Source organism: Pseudomonas sp. GM24 (genome assembly GCF_000282235.1).
In the GTDB taxonomy this organism is placed as follows: Bacteria; Pseudomonadota; Gammaproteobacteria; order Pseudomonadales; family Pseudomonadaceae; genus Aquipseudomonas.
Genome location: NZ_AKJR01000084.1, coordinates 1 through 17,696 on the forward strand (window position 1 = coordinate 1; position 17,696 = coordinate 17,696).

Consider the following 17,696-nt stretch of genomic DNA (forward strand, 5'->3'; position numbering starts at 1 on the left):
TGTAGGAGCTGCGGCACGCTGCGATCTTTTGATCTTGATCGTAAAAAACAGGATTAAAAGATCGCAGCCTCGTTTCACTCGACAGCTCCTGCAAGGGATGCCTGTAAACATCCTGCGGTGCCACGTCGCATTGATTTTTTGATTCTTTAGTCAAATTTTCGTAACTGGTTGTTTGCTGCGAGCGCAGAAACCTTTAAAGTTAACCCTTCGGTCAGCTTTGCACTGTCAACACGCCCTTTGTTTCGCCAGAAAGGGCTTCTGCAAGACTCGAGATTCCCCAGTAGATAACCAGAAGGGCGGACACATAACCGCCCAGAGGATGATCCATGTCCAACCGTGAAATATCCCGGCGCTCGTTCCTCCAGGGCGGGCTGGTGGCGGGTGTGAGCGTCACGCTCACGCCGCTCAGCAGTCAGGCGCTGGCTGCCTTGATGGAAAACAGCGTCACCGTGCCGTCCGAGAAATGGCTCGGCAACAATGGCAAGGCGCGTCAGCGTAACGACGCACTGTCCAAAGTCTGCGGCAGCAAAGTCTTTGCCCGCGACATCCGCTCCAAGGACATGCCGGGCTGGCCCGAGCAGCAAGGCCACGCCATGCTGCTGAAAACCATCAAGGCTGACCGCATCTACGCCGGTTACGACCTGTCGTGGCTCGGCGCCGATTTGCAGCCTGATCGCATCGTCACCGCCGCGGATCTGGACAAGGACGGCATCGTCTTCCCGGAAGAGCACGCCCCGGATCCACTGCTGCCGGAAGGCAAGGTGCCGATGTTCATCGGTCATCCTGTGGCGATCCTGATCTGGAACGACTTCGAGCGTTTCCGTCAGGCCAAGAACAAACTCAAATTCAATGACAAAGCGATTCGTTACGGTGCAAAAGTGCCGTTCTACGAAGGCGATCCGTATGGCAGCTTCCGCTACGTACGTGTGGGCGGCGCGACCTCGGCAGACGAAGACGAATTCGCCAGCCTCAAGGACTCGATCCTGTTCCCGATGCTGAAAAACCGTCGTCCGGTATGGAATTCCCAGCCGAACCTGCACGGCAACCTGACCGAGCGTGGCCTGTTTTACGCCGACCGCATGAAGCAAGAGATCGATACGCCGCCGGACAACTGGCTGGTGTTCGACGAGCGCTACAAAACCCCGTCGATCGAACCGGCCGCCATGGAGCCGGACAACGGCAACGGCTGGTACGATCCGAAAACCAAGACTCTGCACTTCGTGGTAGCCACCCAGTGCCCACTGGAAGCTGCGACCGAGACCGCGAAAATGATCGCGCCGTCGCGTTTCGGCCTCGATAACCTGAACATGCACCCGGGTTACACCGTCGGTTACGGTTCCAAAGACCACAACATCTTCGTCTACTACGCAGCCCTTGCTGCGCTGTACGGCGCCGGTGTGCCAGTGCGTCTGGCCAACGACCGCTACGAGCAATTCCAGAGCGGTATCAAGCGTCACCCGTTCGACATCCGCTACCAATTGGCCGTGGACAAGAACGACTACAGCTTCAAGATTTTCCGCGCCGAAATGAGCGTCGACGGTGGTGGCCGGATCAACTACAGCCCATCGGTAGCCGCAGTTGGCGCCACGGCGGCGCAGTCGATCTACTACATGCCGCAGAACGACCTGCAAGTTACTGCCTACCACTCGCGTGGTGTTGAGGCCGGTTCGATGCGTGGTTACGGCACCCTGCAAAGCATGGCGGCGACCGAGATGATGGTCGACGAAATCGCCAACCGCCTCGGTGTCGATGCCATCGACTTGCGTCGCAAGAATGCTCTGCGTTCCGGTATGAAAAACACCCAGGGCGCGATCCCGGCCGGTGCCTTGCGTCTGCACGAAATCCTCGACAAGGCCTCGGTGCACGAAGTCTGGAAAAACCGCGACGCGATCAAGAAACAGCGCGAAGCCGCAGACCCGGATAACTGGTACGGCGTCGGTTTCGCCATCTGCCAGAAGGACTTCGGCACCGGTTCGGAAGCGCCGATGGCCAGTATCGAATTCACTGCTGACGGTCGCATCACCCTGCGCCATATCGGCATTGAAATCGGTACCGGCATGTCCACCTCGCAAGCCTTGGTCGTAGCTGATTTTCTTGGCAGCCCGGCGCACGAAGTGAAGACTGGCGAAACCGAATGGAAGGAAATGCAGCTAATCACCAGCGGCAACCCTTACATCATGAGCCAGGCCGAACAGGACAATCTGCTGCGCAACCCGCGTTGGGTCGGCAAATTGGCTTCGGCCTCGTCGGCGACCAACTCGGCGTACTACTTCAGTCACGCCACCCGTGAAGCGGCGCGAGTGCTGTTCAACAACGGTTTGTGGCCGGCGGCCATGGAAATCTGGCGTCAGGGTCCTTACGGCGGTCAAGCCAACCCTTACGTTGTGCGTCGCGAAGATGCGCATTGGGTCGACGGCAAACTCACGGCTAACGGCATGCAGCCGCTGAGCTTCGAAGAGCTGGCCAAGCGCGCTCACGAGCGTGGTCTGGTGACTGGCGCCACCGTTCACGCGTTCAACCGCTGGAGCTGGGCCGAGGCCGAATACAGCATCGACGGCGTGCGCGAGCGTCTGCCGCTCGATGGTCTCGCCGTGAAATACGGTGACGGCGCGCCGAAAGCGAAGAAAGCGTTGATGGCCACGTCTGGTTTCCACCTGCTGGATCGCCAGAACATCAATTACCCGGTTGTGCAGTTGAACAACGCTGCCGTGACTTATTACAGCCCGGTCGCCACGCTGGTCGAGCTGAAGGTCAACAAGGGCTCGCTGGATGTAGAGGTGCTCAACCACCATTCGTGGGTCGAGTGCGGTCGTGTGCTGGTCGAAGAACTGGTCAAGGGCCAGCTCGAAGGCGGTATCGCCATGGGCATCGGTCACGCCTTGATGGAAGAGATGCCGCTGTACGAAGGTGGGCCGGGGGAGGGTGACTGGAACTTCAACCGTTACCGTCTGCCGATGGCGCGTCACGTTGCGGTGTGGAAGCAGACCGCGGAGATTCTGCCGCCGCTGTCGCCAAGCGATCCGTCCAAAGGCATCGCCGAAGTGGTGATGATCCCGATCGTCGGTGCCATCGGTAACGCCGTGGCGCACGCCATCGGTAAACGTGTTCGCGATCTGCCAATCACTGCTGCGCGCATCAAGGAGGCCCTCAATGGCTAACCGTCCGTTTCAACTGACCCTCAATGGTCAATCCGTCGGCCCGGTGGACATCCCTGATGACCTGCCGATGATCGACTACCTGCACGAATACAAAAATCTCACCGGTTCGCGTCTGGGCTGCGGTCAGGGTATCTGCCACGCCTGCGTGGTGATCGTCGACAACCCGGACGGCACCAGCGAGGAAGTGCGCACCTGCATCACCGGCGCGCATTACTTCGAAGGCAAGACAGTCCGCACCATCGAATCCCACGCCAAGCGTGACGAATCGGGCCAGGTCACTGAGCTGAACCCGATCCAGCAGCGCTTCGTCGACGAGTTCGCCTTCCAGTGCAGCTACTGCGCACCGGGCTTCGTCAACGCCGCGACCGTGCTGGTGGAAAAGCTGCAACGCCAGCCGACCGTGCAGAGCAAGCTCGAACAAGTCATCGAGGACAGCCTCGGCCATCACGTCTGCCGTTGCACCGGGTACGTGCGTTATTACAACGCCACCCGCAACGTGCTGACCGATCTCGGCCTGGTCAAGGAGGGTTAAGCATGAAGCTTTTTCTGACCCGCCTGACCTTGGCGGTCGGTCTCGCTGCGCCGGTGTTGTTTGCCCACGCCGATGATCAAGTCAAGCGCGGCGAATACCTCGCCCGCGCGGCCGACTGCATGGCCTGCCACACGGCAGCGGGCGGCGCACCGTTTGCCGGTGGTCTGCCGATCGTTTCACCGTTCGGCACGATCTACGGCACCAACATCACACCGAGCAAAGAGCACGGCATCGGTCTGTACAACGATGACGAGTTCTTTGCTGCGCTGACTGAAGGCAAGCGTCGTGACGGCGCCAACCTCTATCCGGCGATGCCGTACACCTCGTATCACCTGATGCCGCGTGAAGATTCGGACGCGATCCATGCGTACCTGAAAACCATCGAGCCGATCGAGCGCGCAGCACCGGTCACCAGCCTGAGCTTTCCGTTCAACGTGCGTCCGGGCTTGATCGGCTGGAACATGATGTACGGCAAAGCGCTGAAGCTGGAGTCGGCCGAAGGCAAAAGTGAAGCCTGGAAGCGCGGCCAGTACATGGTCGAAGTGCTCGGTCACTGCGGCGAATGCCACACCCCGCGTGGTCTGCCGGGGGCGATGCAATTGGATAAACGCCTGACCGGCGGCATCCTCAATGGCTACCTGGCGCCGAGCCTGCTGGCCACTGATCTGGCCGCGCGCGGCTGGAACGAGCAGGATCTCAGCACGTTCCTCAAGCACGGCATGAGTGCGCAAGGGACGATGTTCAGCGAGATGTTCCCGGTGTTCCACAACAGCACGCAGGGCCTGAACGATACCGATCTGGCGGCGATGGCGACGTTCCTGCTCGGCGACAAACCGCCGGCAGCCAAAGCGCTGGTTGAAGTGCCGGTAGAGAAACTCAGCGCCAGCGCTCAGCGCGGCCAGCAGGAATACCTGAACGTCTGCGCCGGTTGTCATGCGGTCGGTGGCGAAGGCAAGCCGCACATTGCGGTGGCCATGCGCGGCAACACCACACTGCGCCTGGAAGACCCACGCAACCTGTTGCGGGTGATCGAGGATGGGATCGGCGAGCAGAAGTTCTCCGGCTTCGAGCACATGCAGCCGATGCCGGGTTTCGCCGGCAAGCTAAAGCCTGAACAACTGACCGACCTGCTCAACTACTTGCGTCAAGGTTGGGGCGGTCAGTCGGCTGAACTGGCGGTGAGCGATGTGCAGAAACTGCAGGCCGACGCACCGTCCATCGAGCACAAGGCGCACTGACATGCAGCATCTCGATCTACAAGTAGTGCGGCGAGCGCTGGAGTGGTCGGTGGCAGGGCGGCGCATCTGGCTCTGCACCGTGCTGACCACTTACGGCTCGGCACCGCGCGCGCCGGGTTCGCTGCTGGCGGTGAACGATGGCGGACAGTGGATCGGCTCGCTTTCGGGTGGTTGCGTCGAGGAAGATTTCCTTGAGCGCGTCGCCGAAGGTGCGTTTCTCGATGCAGTCAATGTCGTGCGTTACGGCGAAGGCGACGATCCGCGCTCGCGGGTCAGTCTGCCCTGTGGCGGCATTCTCGATGTGCTGGTAGAGAAATTTGACGCTGGCTGCGAGGTGCAGGCGCATCTGCGCGAATTGGAGTCGGCGCTGCTTGGTCAGCGTCGCTTGATTCGCGAGGTTGATCTGGCCAGTGGTGCGCGCACTTTGTTCGCTGATCGCGAGCAGGGTGCGCGGATCGAGCGCGAGATTGATCGGGTGCGCATTCGTGTCGGCGCGGCCCAGCGTTTGTTGCTCGCTGGGTATTCCAGTGTGGCGCAGGCGTGTGCTGAGTTTGCCGTTGGCCTCGGGTTTGAGGTGATTCTCTGTGATCCGCGCGATGAAGTGCTGGAAGGCGTGGTGCTGGATGGCGTGGAAATTCGTCGGCAATTGCCGTCGGTGTTTATTGCTGATGGTGGCTGTCATCGTGATACGGCGGTGGTGGCGCTGACGCATGACCCGCGCATCGACGATCTGGCGATGATGGAGGCGGTGCGCACCGAAGCGTTCTACATTGGCGTGATGGGTTCGCTGCAGACCTCGCAGAAGCGCTTCGAGCGGTTACGTCGGATTGGCGGCTTGGGCGAGGCTGAGCTGGCGCGGATTCATGCGCCGATTGGTCTGAACCTCGGCAGCAAGACGCCGGCGGAAATTGCCTTGGCAGTGTTGGCGGATATCTTGCGCATCCGCAGCGGGATTGCTCGGGATCAGCTCTGAGTGCTGTGTTCAATAAATAGGGCCGCGATCAGCGGCCCTTTTTTACATCCCGAATTTATCGCGTAGCCCGTAATACCATGCGCCCAGTGCGGCAAACGGCGTGCGCAACAGTTGTCCGCCGGGGAACGGGTAGTGCGGCAAGTCAGCAAATGCATCGAAGCGCTCGGCCTGACCGCGTAATGCTTCGGCGAGGACCTTGCCCGCCAAATGCGTGTAGGTCACGCCATGGCCGCTGCAACCTTGCGAATAATAGATGTTGTCGCCCAGGCGCCCAACCTGTGGCAAGCGCGACAGAGTCAGCAGGAAATTTCCGGTCCAGGCGTAGTCGATCTTCACATCCTTGAGTTGCGGAAAGGCCTTGAGCATTTTCGGGCGGATGATCGATTCGATGTTGGCGGGATCGCGCGCGCCATACACCACGCCACCGCCGAAGATCAGGCGCTTGTCGCCCGTGAGGCGGTAGTAGTCGAGCAGGTAATTGCAGTCTTCAACGCAGTAGTCCTGCGGCAGCAGCGCTTTCGCCAGCTCGTCACCCAGCGGCTCGGTGGTGATTACTTGTGTGCCGCACGGCATCGATTTGGCCGCAAGCTCCGGCACCAGATTGCCGAGGTAAGCGTTGCCGGCGACGATAATGTACTTGGCCCTGACCTTGCCCTGCGGCGTGTGCACCACCGGGTTGGCGCCGCGCTCGATGCGTACGGCGGGTGACTGTTCATAGATCGTGCCGCCGAGTGACTCGACCGCCGCTGCTTCGCCGAGCGCAAGGTTCAGCGGATGAATATGGCCGCCACTCATGTCGAGCATGCCGCCAATGTACTGATCGCAGGCAACCATTTCGCGGATGCGGCGTTGATCGAGCAACTCGAGTTGCGTATGGCCGAAACGCTCCCAGAGGCGTTTCTGCGATTCCAGATGGCCCATCTGCTTGGCGGTAAGGGCTGCGAATACGCCGCCGTCCTTCAGGTCGCACTGGATGTTGTACTTGGCCACGCGCTCGCGAATGATCCTGCCGCCTTCGAACGCCATCTGCCCGAGCAGTTGCGCCTGTTTGGGGCCGACGCTGCGTTCGATGACGTCAATGTCACGGCTATAGCTGTTGACGATCTGTCCGCCATTACGCCCGGAGGCGCCGAACCCGACCTTGGCCGCTTCCAGGACGGTGACGCGAAAACCGTTCTCCAACAGAAACAGCGCTGATGACAATCCGGTATACCCGGCGCCGATCACACAGACGTCCGTCTCCACATCATCCTGCAAGGCAGGGCGGGGCGGTACGGCGTTGGCCGACGCAGCGTAATAGGACTCTGGGTAAAGGGTGTTCGCCATCCTGCAGCCTCTGTTTAATATATTTTACGAGTGCGTCGATCCTACCCGAGTTGAAAAACCTCCGCCAGCCACCGGAAAATCTTCGTCGGAGCCCCGAAATTAAATATTTTGCATATTCATAGGGTTAGGTGAAAAAAAGGTGTTGACACCCCTCCGGAATTCCGTAGAATGCCGCCTCACAGCAGGCACGTAGCTCAGTTGGTTAGAGCACCACCTTGACATGGTGGGGGTCGTTGGTTCGAGTCCAATCGCGCCTACCAAACAAAATCCGCTCTGCTGGGCGGTCTAGAAGGGCTCACCGAAAGGTGGGCCCTTTTTTGTTGTCTGCGATTTACAAAACTTTTGCAAAGCCCTCATCAGGGCGCCTGTTCGACTTCGCGTTTAGACGATCTCAGGGCATTCGAATTTCCATAAGTAGACCTTCTTGGTTCTTACTGCTTCGCCAACGGTTCCTACGCCGAGGCAGGTTTTGCTTTTGGTGCAAATGATTCCGTCGGGCGCTTGAAAAATCGCCACTCGTCGCATGCATCCTTTGAAAAAGTGTGGATATTGAACAGCTTACGAGTGTTACTAACCAGCCAGTTATCAAAAAAACGTTGTTACTGTCCGTTGAATTAAGTAACATCCGCCCCGCGTTCACCACCACGGTTTATGCATTTTTAAATCCCAAGCTTCCATCAGCTGCTTGGGATTTTTTTTGCCTGCGATTTACCTCAACTGGCTGAAATCTCTCCTTTCGATCTCTCTTGAAAGCCTGGCGACACCCCGCAGGCAAATCCTTGTTTTTTCAACTACTACTGACTGGCCGATTTTCAACTCTTTCTGATGAGGGTGTATCGATGCTGGTTCATTGGTTTCTTGCAGCTGTTCATCTGCTGGCATTTGCCTTGGGTTTTTGGGCGGTACTGACGCGTGGGACGGCGTTCAGTCGCCTGGCGGCCGGGACGGGGGAGGCCGGTCGGGTTCTGCTGGCTGACAATTTCTGGGGGATTTGCGCGCTGATCTTGTTGATCACGGGCGGGATGCGAGCCTTTGGCGGTTACGAAAAAGGCACTGACTATTATCTTCATCAGCCGCTGTTTCACCTGAAGATGACGCTGTTCGTTCTGATTCTGTTGATGGAGCTTGCGCCGATGATCACGCTGATCAAATGGCGGATCGCCAAGGCGCGGGGGACGGTACTCGATACTGGGAGAGCAAAGTTGTTTGCACGCATCAGTCACGTCGAAGCGCTGCTAATGGTGCTGATGATGGTTGCAGCCACAGGCATGGCACGTGGTGTGACGTTCGGGTAGGAGGGCGAATTCCCTTCGCTCTATCGGAAATGTCCGACAGCCAGCCTTGAGAATGCTCGGTAGTATCGATCAGCAGAAAGGGCGGGAGGATAACGCGGAAGGATCATGTGTCAGGCGCCGTGCCCAAGGAGCTTGGGAAGCGGATGGCAAAACGGCGCGTGAATCTCTAGCCAGTCATTCCACGAGGTAAACGGACTGGCTACTGACTGCGATGCGGCTCAGGGAGTTTGTGGCTTGTCCGGGGCGGTCAGGCCAGCCTGAATGCGCTGGTAAATCTCTTCACGGTGCACGGCAACGTTTTTCGGAGCGTTGATACCAATGCGGACCTGTTGGCCGCTTACGCCCAGAATGGTGATCGTAATGTCATCACCAATGTTTATGCTTTCACCGACTTTGCGGGTGAGTATCAGCATGGTCTTCTCCTTGATTGCTTTGTAGGGCACCTGATTCAGACAGTGCAGAGGTCGGTGGTACGTATAGATTAGTGCGAAGTCTCACGGTTTGGGTGCCTCTTTCTGACGCGCAGAAGCGGCATTAATTCCCAGGGCGTAACTATACAGAGGCTGCAACCATCAATCTCGTTGTTTTGTGCCCATTTTGCGGGCCTCGCGAAGTATTTATGAATGATAAGATCGCGGCTTTGAGAATTTCGAGGAAAGCGTTGTGCGCAAATTGGTTTGGGTAGTCGCGGCACTGGTATTGGCAGGGTGTGGTGAAGGCAAGAGTGTAGACGCACCAAAACCACAATCGGCTGCAGTAACGGCGCCGTCGGCGGCTGTGGCACCACAATGGGATCTCGAAGTGCGCGGCGAAACGCCACAAGCTGTCAGCGACCTGAGTGGCTGGCTGATCGAGCACGCCTTTGTGCCTACGGTGATCAAGGACAGCAGCGGCAAAACGCGAATTCTGATTGGTCCGTTCAACTCTCAGGCTGAAGCTGAGGCGCGTAAGGTGCAGGTGGATGCGGCTTTGGTGAAGGCCAAGAAGCAGAACGTTGAATCGGTGTTGGTCGAGCATCCGCTCGCGCCGTAAACGTGCGCGCGTGTTTCTGCCCGTTCATGCGTCTTCAGCGGGACAAACGATTGAATTGGCTGACGTCGACATAGAAAAGGACATTCTCTGGGAAATCGCCGACACCGCCACTGAAGGCTTTTACGGCTGGATTGCCGGAGAGTCGGCAGCCGTGATGAGCTTGCGCAGATACCAGATCAAAGAGCGCGTTCATACCTCGTGAGACACTTAATCTGATGGGCTACTGGCGGCACAATAAGACGGCCAGCCAAGCACAAAATAAAAAGGCCTCGAACGTTATGTTCGAGGCCTTTTTCGTGCTGCAATCAACCGCAGGCTTTCATGTTCACCGGCCCGACAAATTCGTTGCCGCGCCCCATCACGCACGCCACGCTTTGATTGCGCTGACGCTCCCAGTCCTGCACCGGGTAAGTCTTGTCCCATGCCTCGTACAATTGTCGATCCTGTTTCGACAGGCGCAAGCCGTACTGCTTGCTCATGTAAAAGTACGTACGGGCGATCATGCCGCGAATCGAAGGGCGGGGCATTACCTTCTTCGCCTTGAAGTCGACCTGGGTCAGGCATGAGCCGTATTGCCCGGATTGCACCGGCAACCAACCGTAGCTGAAGTTGCTGCGGTCTCCGTTGACCTCGCCAATGCTCGGTACCAGGTTATGCAAGTCGGCTTCGGCTTTCTGATAGCTTGGGTCGTAACGGGTGCAATTCTTCCTTCCGCCTTCCTGCCAGCACTGACGCTGATGGCCGAACTGCCAAGCCGGCACGATGTGCTCCCATTCAATACGTGACGCACGCTTGGCGTTCTTGCGCGGTACGTAACCGCAGGCTTTCAGATCAACCTTGTTGCCGGTGTACTTGCACCCGCAATAAAACTCTGTGGACTGTGGCGCGTACAGCTTCCAGGCGACCTTCTTGGCTTCGGTAAATGTGCGGGGTGCACCAGCCTGGGCACCCATGGTGATGAACAAAAAAAGCAAAGCAAAACAACGGACACTCATTGAATCAATCTTCCTTCGGCACAACCCAAAAAATCTGCACGCCACCGTCGTCGCGATAGGCGAGGGTGACGTTGTCGTTCTCGTCGATTTCCTCGAGCAGGCGCTCCCAGTCGTCCATCGGCTCGTCGGGCAAGCGGAAGATCAGTGCGGCTTTGGCTTTTTGAGCGGTGGGCGAATTGATGATTTTTTGAACGCGCATACCCATGCGTTCGTAAGCGTCAGGAGCATCTGGGGAAGTGGCCACGAGGTTATCCTTATTAAGCTGTACGTGCATACAGTATTTAACTGTAAGCATTTTCGCAACTGCTTAAAATTCAAGAAAATCCTCTGACAGCGGTTTTCAGAATTTGGTGTAGGCCGTGTCGATTTTTTTGTGGGAAAAGTGCGAGAGAGTTGTAAGCGATGCACCACCCGCCCATTGGGCGAGTAGTGCGCAGGGTGCCCGATCGAGAATTGATCGGGCGAAGGTCAATCAGTATTCCCAGAACATCCGTTGCAGCTCTTTGCTGTCGTTGGTTTTGGTCAAAGCGACCATTGCCAGGATGCGGGCCTTTTGCGGGTTCAGGTCGTGAGCCACAACCCAGTCGTACTTGTCGTCTGGCTGCTCGGCGTTACGCAGAACGAAGCCTCCAGCGTTGACGTGGGACGAACGAATGATTTGCACGCCATCCTTGCGCAGCGCTTGAAGGGTCGGAACCACGCGGGAGGATACCGAACCGTTACCTGTACCGGCATGGATAATGGCTTTGGCACCGGATTGTGCGAGGGCCTTGTAGGCGGTATCGCTGACGTTGCCGTAGGAATAAGCGATTTCTACGTCAGGAAGGCTCTTGATATTTTTGATGTCGAACTCCGAATCCATGGTGTGACGCTTGGCTGGCAAGCGGAACCAGTAGGATTTGCCTTCAACCACCATGCCCAATGGACCCCAGGCGCTTTTGAACGCTTCGGTCTTGATGTTGATCATTTTGCTGACGTCGCGACCGGACTGGATTTCATCGTTCATGGTCACCAGTACGCCTTTGCCGTGCGCTTCTTTGCTGCTGGCCACGGCCACGGCGTTGTAGAGGTTGAGCATGCCATCGGCGGACATCGCCGTGCCCGGACGCATCGAGCCGACGACGATGATCGGCTTGTCGGTTTTTTCTACCAGGTTGAGGAAGTAAGCGGTTTCTTCCAGGGTGTCGGTGCCGTGGGTGATGACGATGCCGTCGACGTCTTTGCTGTCAGCCAGTTCGGCCACGCGACGACCCAGTTGCAGCAGGTTTTCGTTGGTGATGCTTTCCGAAGCAATCTGCATGACTTGTTCGCCACGCACGTTCGCCAATTTGCTCAGCTCGGGAATGCCGGCGATCAATTGTTCGACGCCAACCTTTGCCGCCTGATAGGTGGCGCTATTGGCGGCGCTCGCGCCGGCACCGGCGATGGTGCCGCCTGTTGCAAGTACCACGACGTTAGCGAGCTTGGTCTGGGTTTCGACTTCTTTCGCCTGAAGGGCGGAAGGCAAGAGCAGAAGCAGGGCCAAAGCGCCCGGAACCAAAGTGTTGAAAGCAGATTTCATTATTTTTCTCTCTAGTAGTGAGACGGTGCTGATGCAGGTTCATCTAGATGCGCCCCAAGCCGATCTGAATGCTTGGGGTGCGGTGAGGGGAGCAGGATCTGTACCAGCCGTACTTTGCGTCAGAGAAATGTTTAACTTGATGATTTACATCAAGATTTTATGGGTTTGAAAATGTCGGGGTGAATCGTTTATCCGGTTTTCCGAACGATGGACACTTTCGCGTTCGGCTCTCCGAAAAGGACTACTGCTTTTGTCGAGTATTTCGAGTGGCCGGTTTCGGCTTTTCTGCTAAAGAAACTTTCGCGGGGGCCGATGGTTGTCCAAGGAAACAGAATCTACGGAGTTCACATGTCACTGACGGTCGGTTTATCTAATCCTGCGGCAGTCACCATCGGCGGCAAAACCGCAGCGACTATCAATGCATTGAGCGAGGCGGGAGCGGAGGCTTCCACCGAGGCGCTGGGCACTGAGAAGGAATCGAACAATCAGGTCAGGACCGGTGGCGCCGCCGCGCCAGAAGACAGCAAGGCTGAAAGCGGCGACAACCTGAGCGTCACGGTCAAGATGCTGCTCAAGCGAATGCAGGAACTGCAAAAGCAACTTCAGGAGCAGCAACAACAACTGGCGGCCGCACAAGCCAAGACCTATCCGACGCCTGAGGCCAAATCGCAAGCGGTGATGTCCATTCAGGGGCAAATCGCGCAAACCAGCGCTGCGATGGCAGAAGTGGCCGGTGCACTGGTCAAGGAAATGACGAAGAGTTCCACCAGCGGTAATCTGGTCAGCACCACGGCATAAGTAGTGAAGGGGCGAGTCCGACGATTCGCCCTACAACAAATGACGATTTCTGATTGTTGACAAATGTCGGCGGGATTCGCATAGTTCGGTCTACGCAAACGTTTGCGCGGCTTTCACGGCGCTGTATGGCCCGCAAGAAAGCCATGTAGCTTACGTCAGCGCAAGCGTTGCTCACAATAATCATAAGATCGGAGTGAACCCATGAAGCTGCCATTCGCTGGACGTCTTCTTGCTGTCGCTATGCTGGCTGCCACAGCCGCCGCACTACCTGTCTCTTCGGCATTCGCCGAATCTGCCGAGAAACCCAAAGTCGCGCTGGTCATGAAGTCACTGGCCAACGAATTCTTCCTGACCATGGAAGATGGCGCCAAGGCCTACCAGAAAGAACACTCCGCCGATTTCGACCTGATCTCTAACGGTATCAAGGACGAAACGGATACTGCCGGCCAGACTCGCATCGTCGAGCAGATGATCCTGGCCAAGGTCAACGCGCTGGTTATCGCCCCATCTGACTCCAAAGCCATGGTGCCGGTGATCAAGAAAGCCGTCGATGCCGGCATCACCGTGATCAACATCGACAACCAGCTCGATCCGGCCATCGTCAAAAGCAAAAACATCAGCGTGCCCTTCGTAGGTCCGGACAACCGCAAAGGTGCGCGTCTGGTCGGTGAATATCTGGCCAAGCAGCTCAAGGCCGGTGACGAAGTCGGCATCATTGAAGGTGTGTCCACGACCACCAACGCCCAGCAGCGCACCGCTGGCTTCAAGGATGCGATGGACGCTGCACAGATCAAGATCGTTTCCCTGCAATCCGGTGATTGGGAAATCGACAAAGGCAACAAGGTTGCCGCTTCGATTCTCAGCGAATACCCGGACGTCAAAGCGCTGCTGGCCGGCAACGACAGCATGGCAGTAGGCGCTGTCTCTGCTGTGCGTGCCGCCGGCAAGGCTGGGCAGGTGAAGGTCGTCGGTTACGACAACATCAATGCCATCAAGCCGATGTTGAAAGATGGCCGCGTGCTGGCCACCGCTGACCAGTTCGCTGCCAAGCAAGCTGTGTTCGGTATCGAAACCGCGTTGAAAATCATCAAGGGCGAGAAAGTCGACAGCGGCGCCAATGGTGTGATCGAAACACCGGTCGAGCTGGTCACCCAGTAAGTCTTCTGGCGACACAACGGCGCTCGTCCGTCCGGGCGAGCGCATGGAGAGTTTTTATGTCAGTTTCCGCCCCGAACGCTGTCCTCTCGGTCAGCGGTATCGGTAAGACCTATGCGCAACCGGTGCTTACCGGCATCGACTTGACGCTGATGCGCGGTGAAGTGCTGGCGCTGACCGGCGAGAATGGCGCCGGCAAAAGTACCCTGTCGAAAATCATTGGCGGACTGGTCACACCGACCACCGGCCAGATGCAATTCCACGGCAAGGACTATCGTCCGGGCAGCCGTACCCAGGCTGAAGAGCTCGGCGTGCGTATGGTCATGCAAGAACTCAATCTGTTGCCGACCCTGTCGGTGGCGGAGAACCTGTTTCTCGACAACCTGCCAAGCAACGGCGGCTGGATCAGCCGCAAGCAGTTGCGCAAAGCCGCGATCGAAGCCATGGCGCAGGTCGGTCTCGACGCGATCGATCCGGATACGCTGGTTGGCGAGTTGGGTATCGGGCATCAGCAGATGGTCGAAATCGCCCGTAACCTGATCGGCGATTGCCACGTGCTGATTCTCGATGAGCCGACCGCGATGCTGACCGCACGTGAAGTCGAAATGCTCTTTGAGCAGATCACCCGCTTGCAGGCACGCGGCGTCTCGATCATCTACATTTCCCACCGTCTCGAAGAACTGGCCCGCGTCGCGCAACGGATTGCCGTGCTGCGTGACGGCAATCTGGTCTGCGTCGAGCCGATGGCCAATTACAACAGCGAGCAACTGGTCACGCTGATGGTCGGTCGCGAACTGGGCGAGCACATCGACATGGGCCCGCGCAAGATCGGTGCTCCGGCGCTGACTGTCACGGGTTTGACTCGCTCTGACAAAGTGCGCGATGTCTCGTTCGAAGTGCGTGCCGGCGAGATCTTCGGGATTTCCGGACTGATCGGGGCAGGGCGCACAGAACTGCTGCGCCTGATTTTTGGTGCGGACGTTGCCGACAGCGGCACCATCGCGCTCGGCTCCCCGGCCAAAGTGGTCAGTGTGCGCTCGCCGGTCGATGCGGTACGCAACGGTATCGCGTTGATTACCGAAGACCGCAAGGGTGAAGGCCTGCTGCTCAGTCAGTCGATCAGTGCCAACATCGCACTCGGCAACATGCCGGAAATTTCCAGTGGCGGTGTCGTCAACAACGGCGACGAGATCGCTCTGGCGCAGCGTCAGATCGACGCCATGCGCATCCGCAGCTCGAGCCCGACACAATTGGTTTCAGAGTTGTCCGGTGGCAACCAGCAAAAGGTCGTGATCGGCCGCTGGCTGGAGCGCGACTGTTCAGTGCTGCTGTTCGACGAACCGACCCGTGGCATCGACGTCGGCGCCAAGTTTGACATTTATGCCCTGCTCGGCGAACTGACGCGCCAGGGCAAAGCGCTGGTGGTGGTGTCCAGTGACCTGCGTGAGCTGATGCTGATCTGCGACCGGATCGGCGTGCTGTCCGCCGGGCGGCTGATTGACACTTTCGAGCGTGACAGCTGGACCCAGGATGACTTGCTTGCCGCCGCGTTCGCCGGCTACCAAAAACGTGATGCGTTGCTCAACGAAGCGGCGCCTAGGGATCTCCCATGAAAACTGCATCTCCTGCCGGCAAACGTAGTGGCAACTTCTATGGTCTGGGCACTTATCTGGGCCTGGCCGGTGCCTTGCTGGCGATGATTGCGCTGTTCTCGGTCTTGAGCAGCCACTTTTTGTCCTATAACACCTTCAGCACCCTGGCCAACCAGATTCCTGACCTGATGGTGCTGGCGGTCGGCATGACTTTCGTGTTGATCATCGGCGGCATCGACCTGTCGGTGGGCTCGGTGCTCGCATTGGCCGCTTCGACCGTCAGCGTCGCGATTCTCGGCTGGGGCTGGGGCGTTTTGCCGTCGGCATTGCTCGGCATGGCGGTGGCGGCACTGGCCGGTACCGTCACCGGTTCGATTACTGTTGCGTGGCGGATTCCATCGTTCATCGTCTCTCTGGGTGTGCTGGAAATGGCTCGGGGTCTGGCGTATCAGATGACCGGATCGCGCACCGCGTACATCGGTGATTCGTTCGCCTGGCTGTCGAACCCGATCGCGTTCGGCATCTCGCCGTCGTTCATCATTGCTCTGCTGGTGATCATCATTGCTCAAGCGGTTTTGACCCGCACCGTATTCGGTCGCTACCTGATCGGCATCGGCACCAACGAAGAGGCGGTGCGTCTGGCGGGGATCAATCCGAAACCCTACAAGATTCTGGTGTTCAGCTTGATGGGCCTGCTGGCCGGTATCGCCGCGCTGTTTCAGATTTCCCGTCTGGAAGCCGCTGACCCGAACGCCGGTTCCGGTCTGGAGCTGCAAGTGATCGCTGCTGTGGTCATTGGCGGTACCAGTTTGATGGGTGGGCGCGGCTCGGTGATCAGCACTTTCTTTGGTGTGTTGATCATCTCCGTGCTGGCGGCGGGTCTGGCGCAGATCGGCGCGACCGAGCCGACCAAACGTATCATCACCGGTGCGGTGATTGTGATCGCGGTGGTGCTCGACACTTATCGCAGTCAGCGCGCCAGTCGCCGGGGCTAAAACATGGCAACGATCAAGGATGTGGCAGCCCTCGCGGGAATTTCCTACACGACGGTGTCGCATGTGGTGAACAACACCCGGCCGGTCAGTCAGGAGGTGCGGCTGAAAGTCGAGGCGGCGATCAAGAGCCTCGACTATGTGCCGAGTGCGGTAGCGCGCTCGCTGAAGGCCAAGACCACTGCAACCATTGGCCTGCTGGTGCCGAACAGTCTCAACCCGTACTTTGCGGAACTGGCGCGGGGCATTGAGGATTACTGCGAGCGTAACGGCTACTGCGTGATCCTCTGTAACTCCGACGACAATCCTGAAAAGCAGCGCAGCTATTTGCGTGTGTTGCTGGAGAAGCGCATCGACGGTTTGATCGTCGCTTCCGCTGGCGGTGACAGCGGACTGGCGCAGGGGCTGGCCGGGGTGAAAACGCCGATGGTCATCGTCGACCGTGGTCTGGACGGTGTCGATGCTGATCTGGTGCGTATCGACCATGAATACGGCGCTTACCTCGCGACCCGGCATTTACTGGAATTGGGGCATCGCGACATCGCCACCATTGGCGGTCCGGCGAGTACCAGTGTGGCGCAGATGCGTCTGGCCGGATATTGCCGAGCGCTGAAAGAGGCGGGCGTTGAAGTCCGCCCGGAGCGCATGCTGGAAAGTGATTTCACCAGTACGGGTGGATACAGTGCAGCGGCGATTCTGCTTGAGGGTAACCCGCCCAGCGCAATCTTTGCCGGTAACGACATGATCGGTATCGGCGTGCTGCGCGCCGCGGCAGAGCGCAATGTTCGTGTGCCGAGCGAGTTGTCGGTGATCGGTTTCGACGATATCCAGATGAGTCGTTACGTGTATCCGGCACTCACCACTGTGGGGCAATCGATCCTGCAGTTGGGCGAGATGGCGGCCGAAGTACTGCTGCGAAGGATCGCTACGCCGAATCTGGGCACTGATCAGCGGATCGTGACCCCGAGTATTGTTTTGCGCGAATCGACCGCACCGTTGTCCGGCGTGTTCACCGAATATCGCTGAAACCGAATTGACGAGTAATGATG

At 58.1% G+C, this 17,696-nt stretch carries 16 protein-coding genes, 1 tRNA gene and 1 pseudogene; 13 read left to right on the forward strand and 5 right to left on the reverse strand.

Going from position 1 to position 17,696, the window contains the following annotated elements; all coding sequences use genetic code 11:
- Window positions 1–326: 326 nt before the first annotated feature.
- From PMI23_RS12325 to PMI23_RS12340, 4 genes are read left to right on the forward strand one after another with little or no spacing between them, the layout of a single operon-like run.
- Window positions 327–3,158, forward strand: a complete 2,832-nt coding sequence (locus PMI23_RS12325; protein ID WP_007913465.1) for a xanthine dehydrogenase family protein molybdopterin-binding subunit — start codon at window positions 327–329, stop codon at window positions 3,156–3,158.
- Entirely contained in the window at window positions 3,151–3,690 is a 540-nt protein-coding gene (locus PMI23_RS12330) for a (2Fe-2S)-binding protein (RefSeq protein WP_007913466.1), read from the forward strand. Before PMI23_RS12325 ends, PMI23_RS12330 begins: the two co-directional genes overlap by 8 nt.
- Window positions 3,691–3,692: 2 nt before the next feature.
- Complete coding sequence (locus PMI23_RS12335; RefSeq protein WP_007913467.1) at window positions 3,693–4,928, forward strand: c-type cytochrome; 1,236 nt, start codon at window positions 3,693–3,695, stop codon at window positions 4,926–4,928.
- Window position 4,929: 1 nt separating this feature from the next.
- Window positions 4,930–5,901, forward strand: coding sequence for an XdhC family protein (locus PMI23_RS12340; RefSeq protein WP_007913468.1), 972 nt, complete (start codon window positions 4,930–4,932; stop codon window positions 5,899–5,901).
- Between the two features lie 42 nt (window positions 5,902–5,943).
- On the opposite strand, the gene PMI23_RS12345 is transcribed toward PMI23_RS12340, so the two are convergent.
- A complete protein-coding gene (locus tag PMI23_RS12345) occupies window positions 5,944–7,227 on the reverse strand; it encodes an NAD(P)/FAD-dependent oxidoreductase (RefSeq protein ID WP_007913469.1) in 1,284 nt (427 codons plus the stop codon).
- Window positions 7,228–7,410: 183 nt separating this feature from the next.
- On the opposite strand from PMI23_RS12345, the gene PMI23_RS12350 reads away from it, so the two are divergent.
- Window positions 7,411–7,487: transfer RNA gene (locus PMI23_RS12350), tRNA-Val, on the forward strand.
- 579 nt (window positions 7,488–8,066) lie between these two features.
- Window positions 8,067–8,522 (forward strand): DUF2214 family protein, encoded by a 456-nt coding sequence (locus PMI23_RS12355; protein WP_007913470.1) that lies wholly within the window; start codon window positions 8,067–8,069, stop codon window positions 8,520–8,522.
- Between the two features lie 218 nt (window positions 8,523–8,740).
- Here the strand turns inward: PMI23_RS12355 and csrA are convergent, their stop codons facing one another.
- On the reverse strand, window positions 8,741–8,935 hold the full coding sequence (gene csrA, locus PMI23_RS12360; protein ID WP_003179932.1) for a carbon storage regulator CsrA: 195 nt from the start codon (window positions 8,933–8,935) through the stop codon (window positions 8,741–8,743).
- A 250-nt stretch (window positions 8,936–9,185) separates the two neighbouring features.
- Here csrA and PMI23_RS12365 point away from each other — a divergent pair, with 250 nt between their 5' ends.
- Together PMI23_RS12365 and PMI23_RS29265 are read left to right on the forward strand one after the other, a co-directional pair.
- Complete coding sequence (locus PMI23_RS12365) at window positions 9,186–9,554, forward strand: hypothetical protein (protein ID WP_007913471.1); 369 nt, start codon at window positions 9,186–9,188, stop codon at window positions 9,552–9,554.
- A 16-nt stretch (window positions 9,555–9,570) separates the two neighbouring features.
- Window positions 9,571–9,802 (forward strand): annotated as a pseudogene (locus tag PMI23_RS29265) (SIP domain-containing protein); the annotation flags it as partial.
- A 57-nt stretch (window positions 9,803–9,859) separates the two neighbouring features.
- On the opposite strand, the gene PMI23_RS12370 reads toward PMI23_RS29265, so the two are convergent.
- The 3 genes from PMI23_RS12370 to PMI23_RS12380 form a co-directional block, all read right to left on the reverse strand.
- Window positions 9,860–10,549 carry an endonuclease gene (locus tag PMI23_RS12370; RefSeq protein ID WP_007913472.1) on the reverse strand — a complete coding sequence of 230 codons (690 nt, stop codon included), beginning with the start codon at window positions 10,547–10,549 and terminating at the stop codon, window positions 9,860–9,862.
- 4 nt (window positions 10,550–10,553) lie between these two features.
- Window positions 10,554–10,823: a DUF1654 domain-containing protein gene (locus PMI23_RS12375; RefSeq protein WP_090282667.1), complete on the reverse strand. Its 270-nt coding sequence runs from the start codon at window positions 10,821–10,823 to the stop codon at window positions 10,554–10,556.
- A gap of 198 nt (window positions 10,824–11,021) precedes the next feature.
- The gene (locus tag PMI23_RS12380; protein WP_007913474.1) at window positions 11,022–12,110 is read right to left on the reverse strand and encodes an asparaginase; all 1,089 of its coding nucleotides are present in this window, start codon (window positions 12,108–12,110) and stop codon (window positions 11,022–11,024) included.
- Window positions 12,111–12,458: 348 nt separating this feature from the next.
- Between PMI23_RS12380 and PMI23_RS12385 the strand changes: the two genes are divergently transcribed.
- The 5 genes from PMI23_RS12385 (at window position 12,459) to PMI23_RS12405 (ending at window position 17,673) form a co-directional block, all read left to right on the forward strand.
- Window positions 12,459–12,908, forward strand: coding sequence for a hypothetical protein (locus PMI23_RS12385; RefSeq protein ID WP_007913475.1), 450 nt, complete (start codon window positions 12,459–12,461; stop codon window positions 12,906–12,908).
- Between the two features lie 201 nt (window positions 12,909–13,109).
- Window positions 13,110–14,066, forward strand: a complete 957-nt coding sequence (locus PMI23_RS12390; protein ID WP_007913476.1) for a sugar ABC transporter substrate-binding protein — start codon at window positions 13,110–13,112, stop codon at window positions 14,064–14,066.
- A 56-nt stretch (window positions 14,067–14,122) separates the two neighbouring features.
- Window positions 14,123–15,676 carry a sugar ABC transporter ATP-binding protein gene (locus PMI23_RS12395; protein ID WP_007913477.1) on the forward strand — a complete coding sequence of 518 codons (1,554 nt, stop codon included), beginning with the start codon at window positions 14,123–14,125 and terminating at the stop codon, window positions 15,674–15,676.
- On the forward strand, window positions 15,673–16,650 hold the full coding sequence (locus PMI23_RS12400) for an ABC transporter permease (RefSeq protein ID WP_007913478.1): 978 nt from the start codon (window positions 15,673–15,675) through the stop codon (window positions 16,648–16,650). The genes PMI23_RS12395 and PMI23_RS12400 overlap by 4 nt, the downstream gene beginning before the upstream one ends.
- 3 nt (window positions 16,651–16,653) lie before the next feature.
- Window positions 16,654–17,673 (forward strand): LacI family DNA-binding transcriptional regulator, encoded by a 1,020-nt coding sequence (locus PMI23_RS12405; protein WP_007913479.1) that lies wholly within the window; start codon window positions 16,654–16,656, stop codon window positions 17,671–17,673.
- Window positions 17,674–17,696 lie beyond the last annotated feature (23 nt).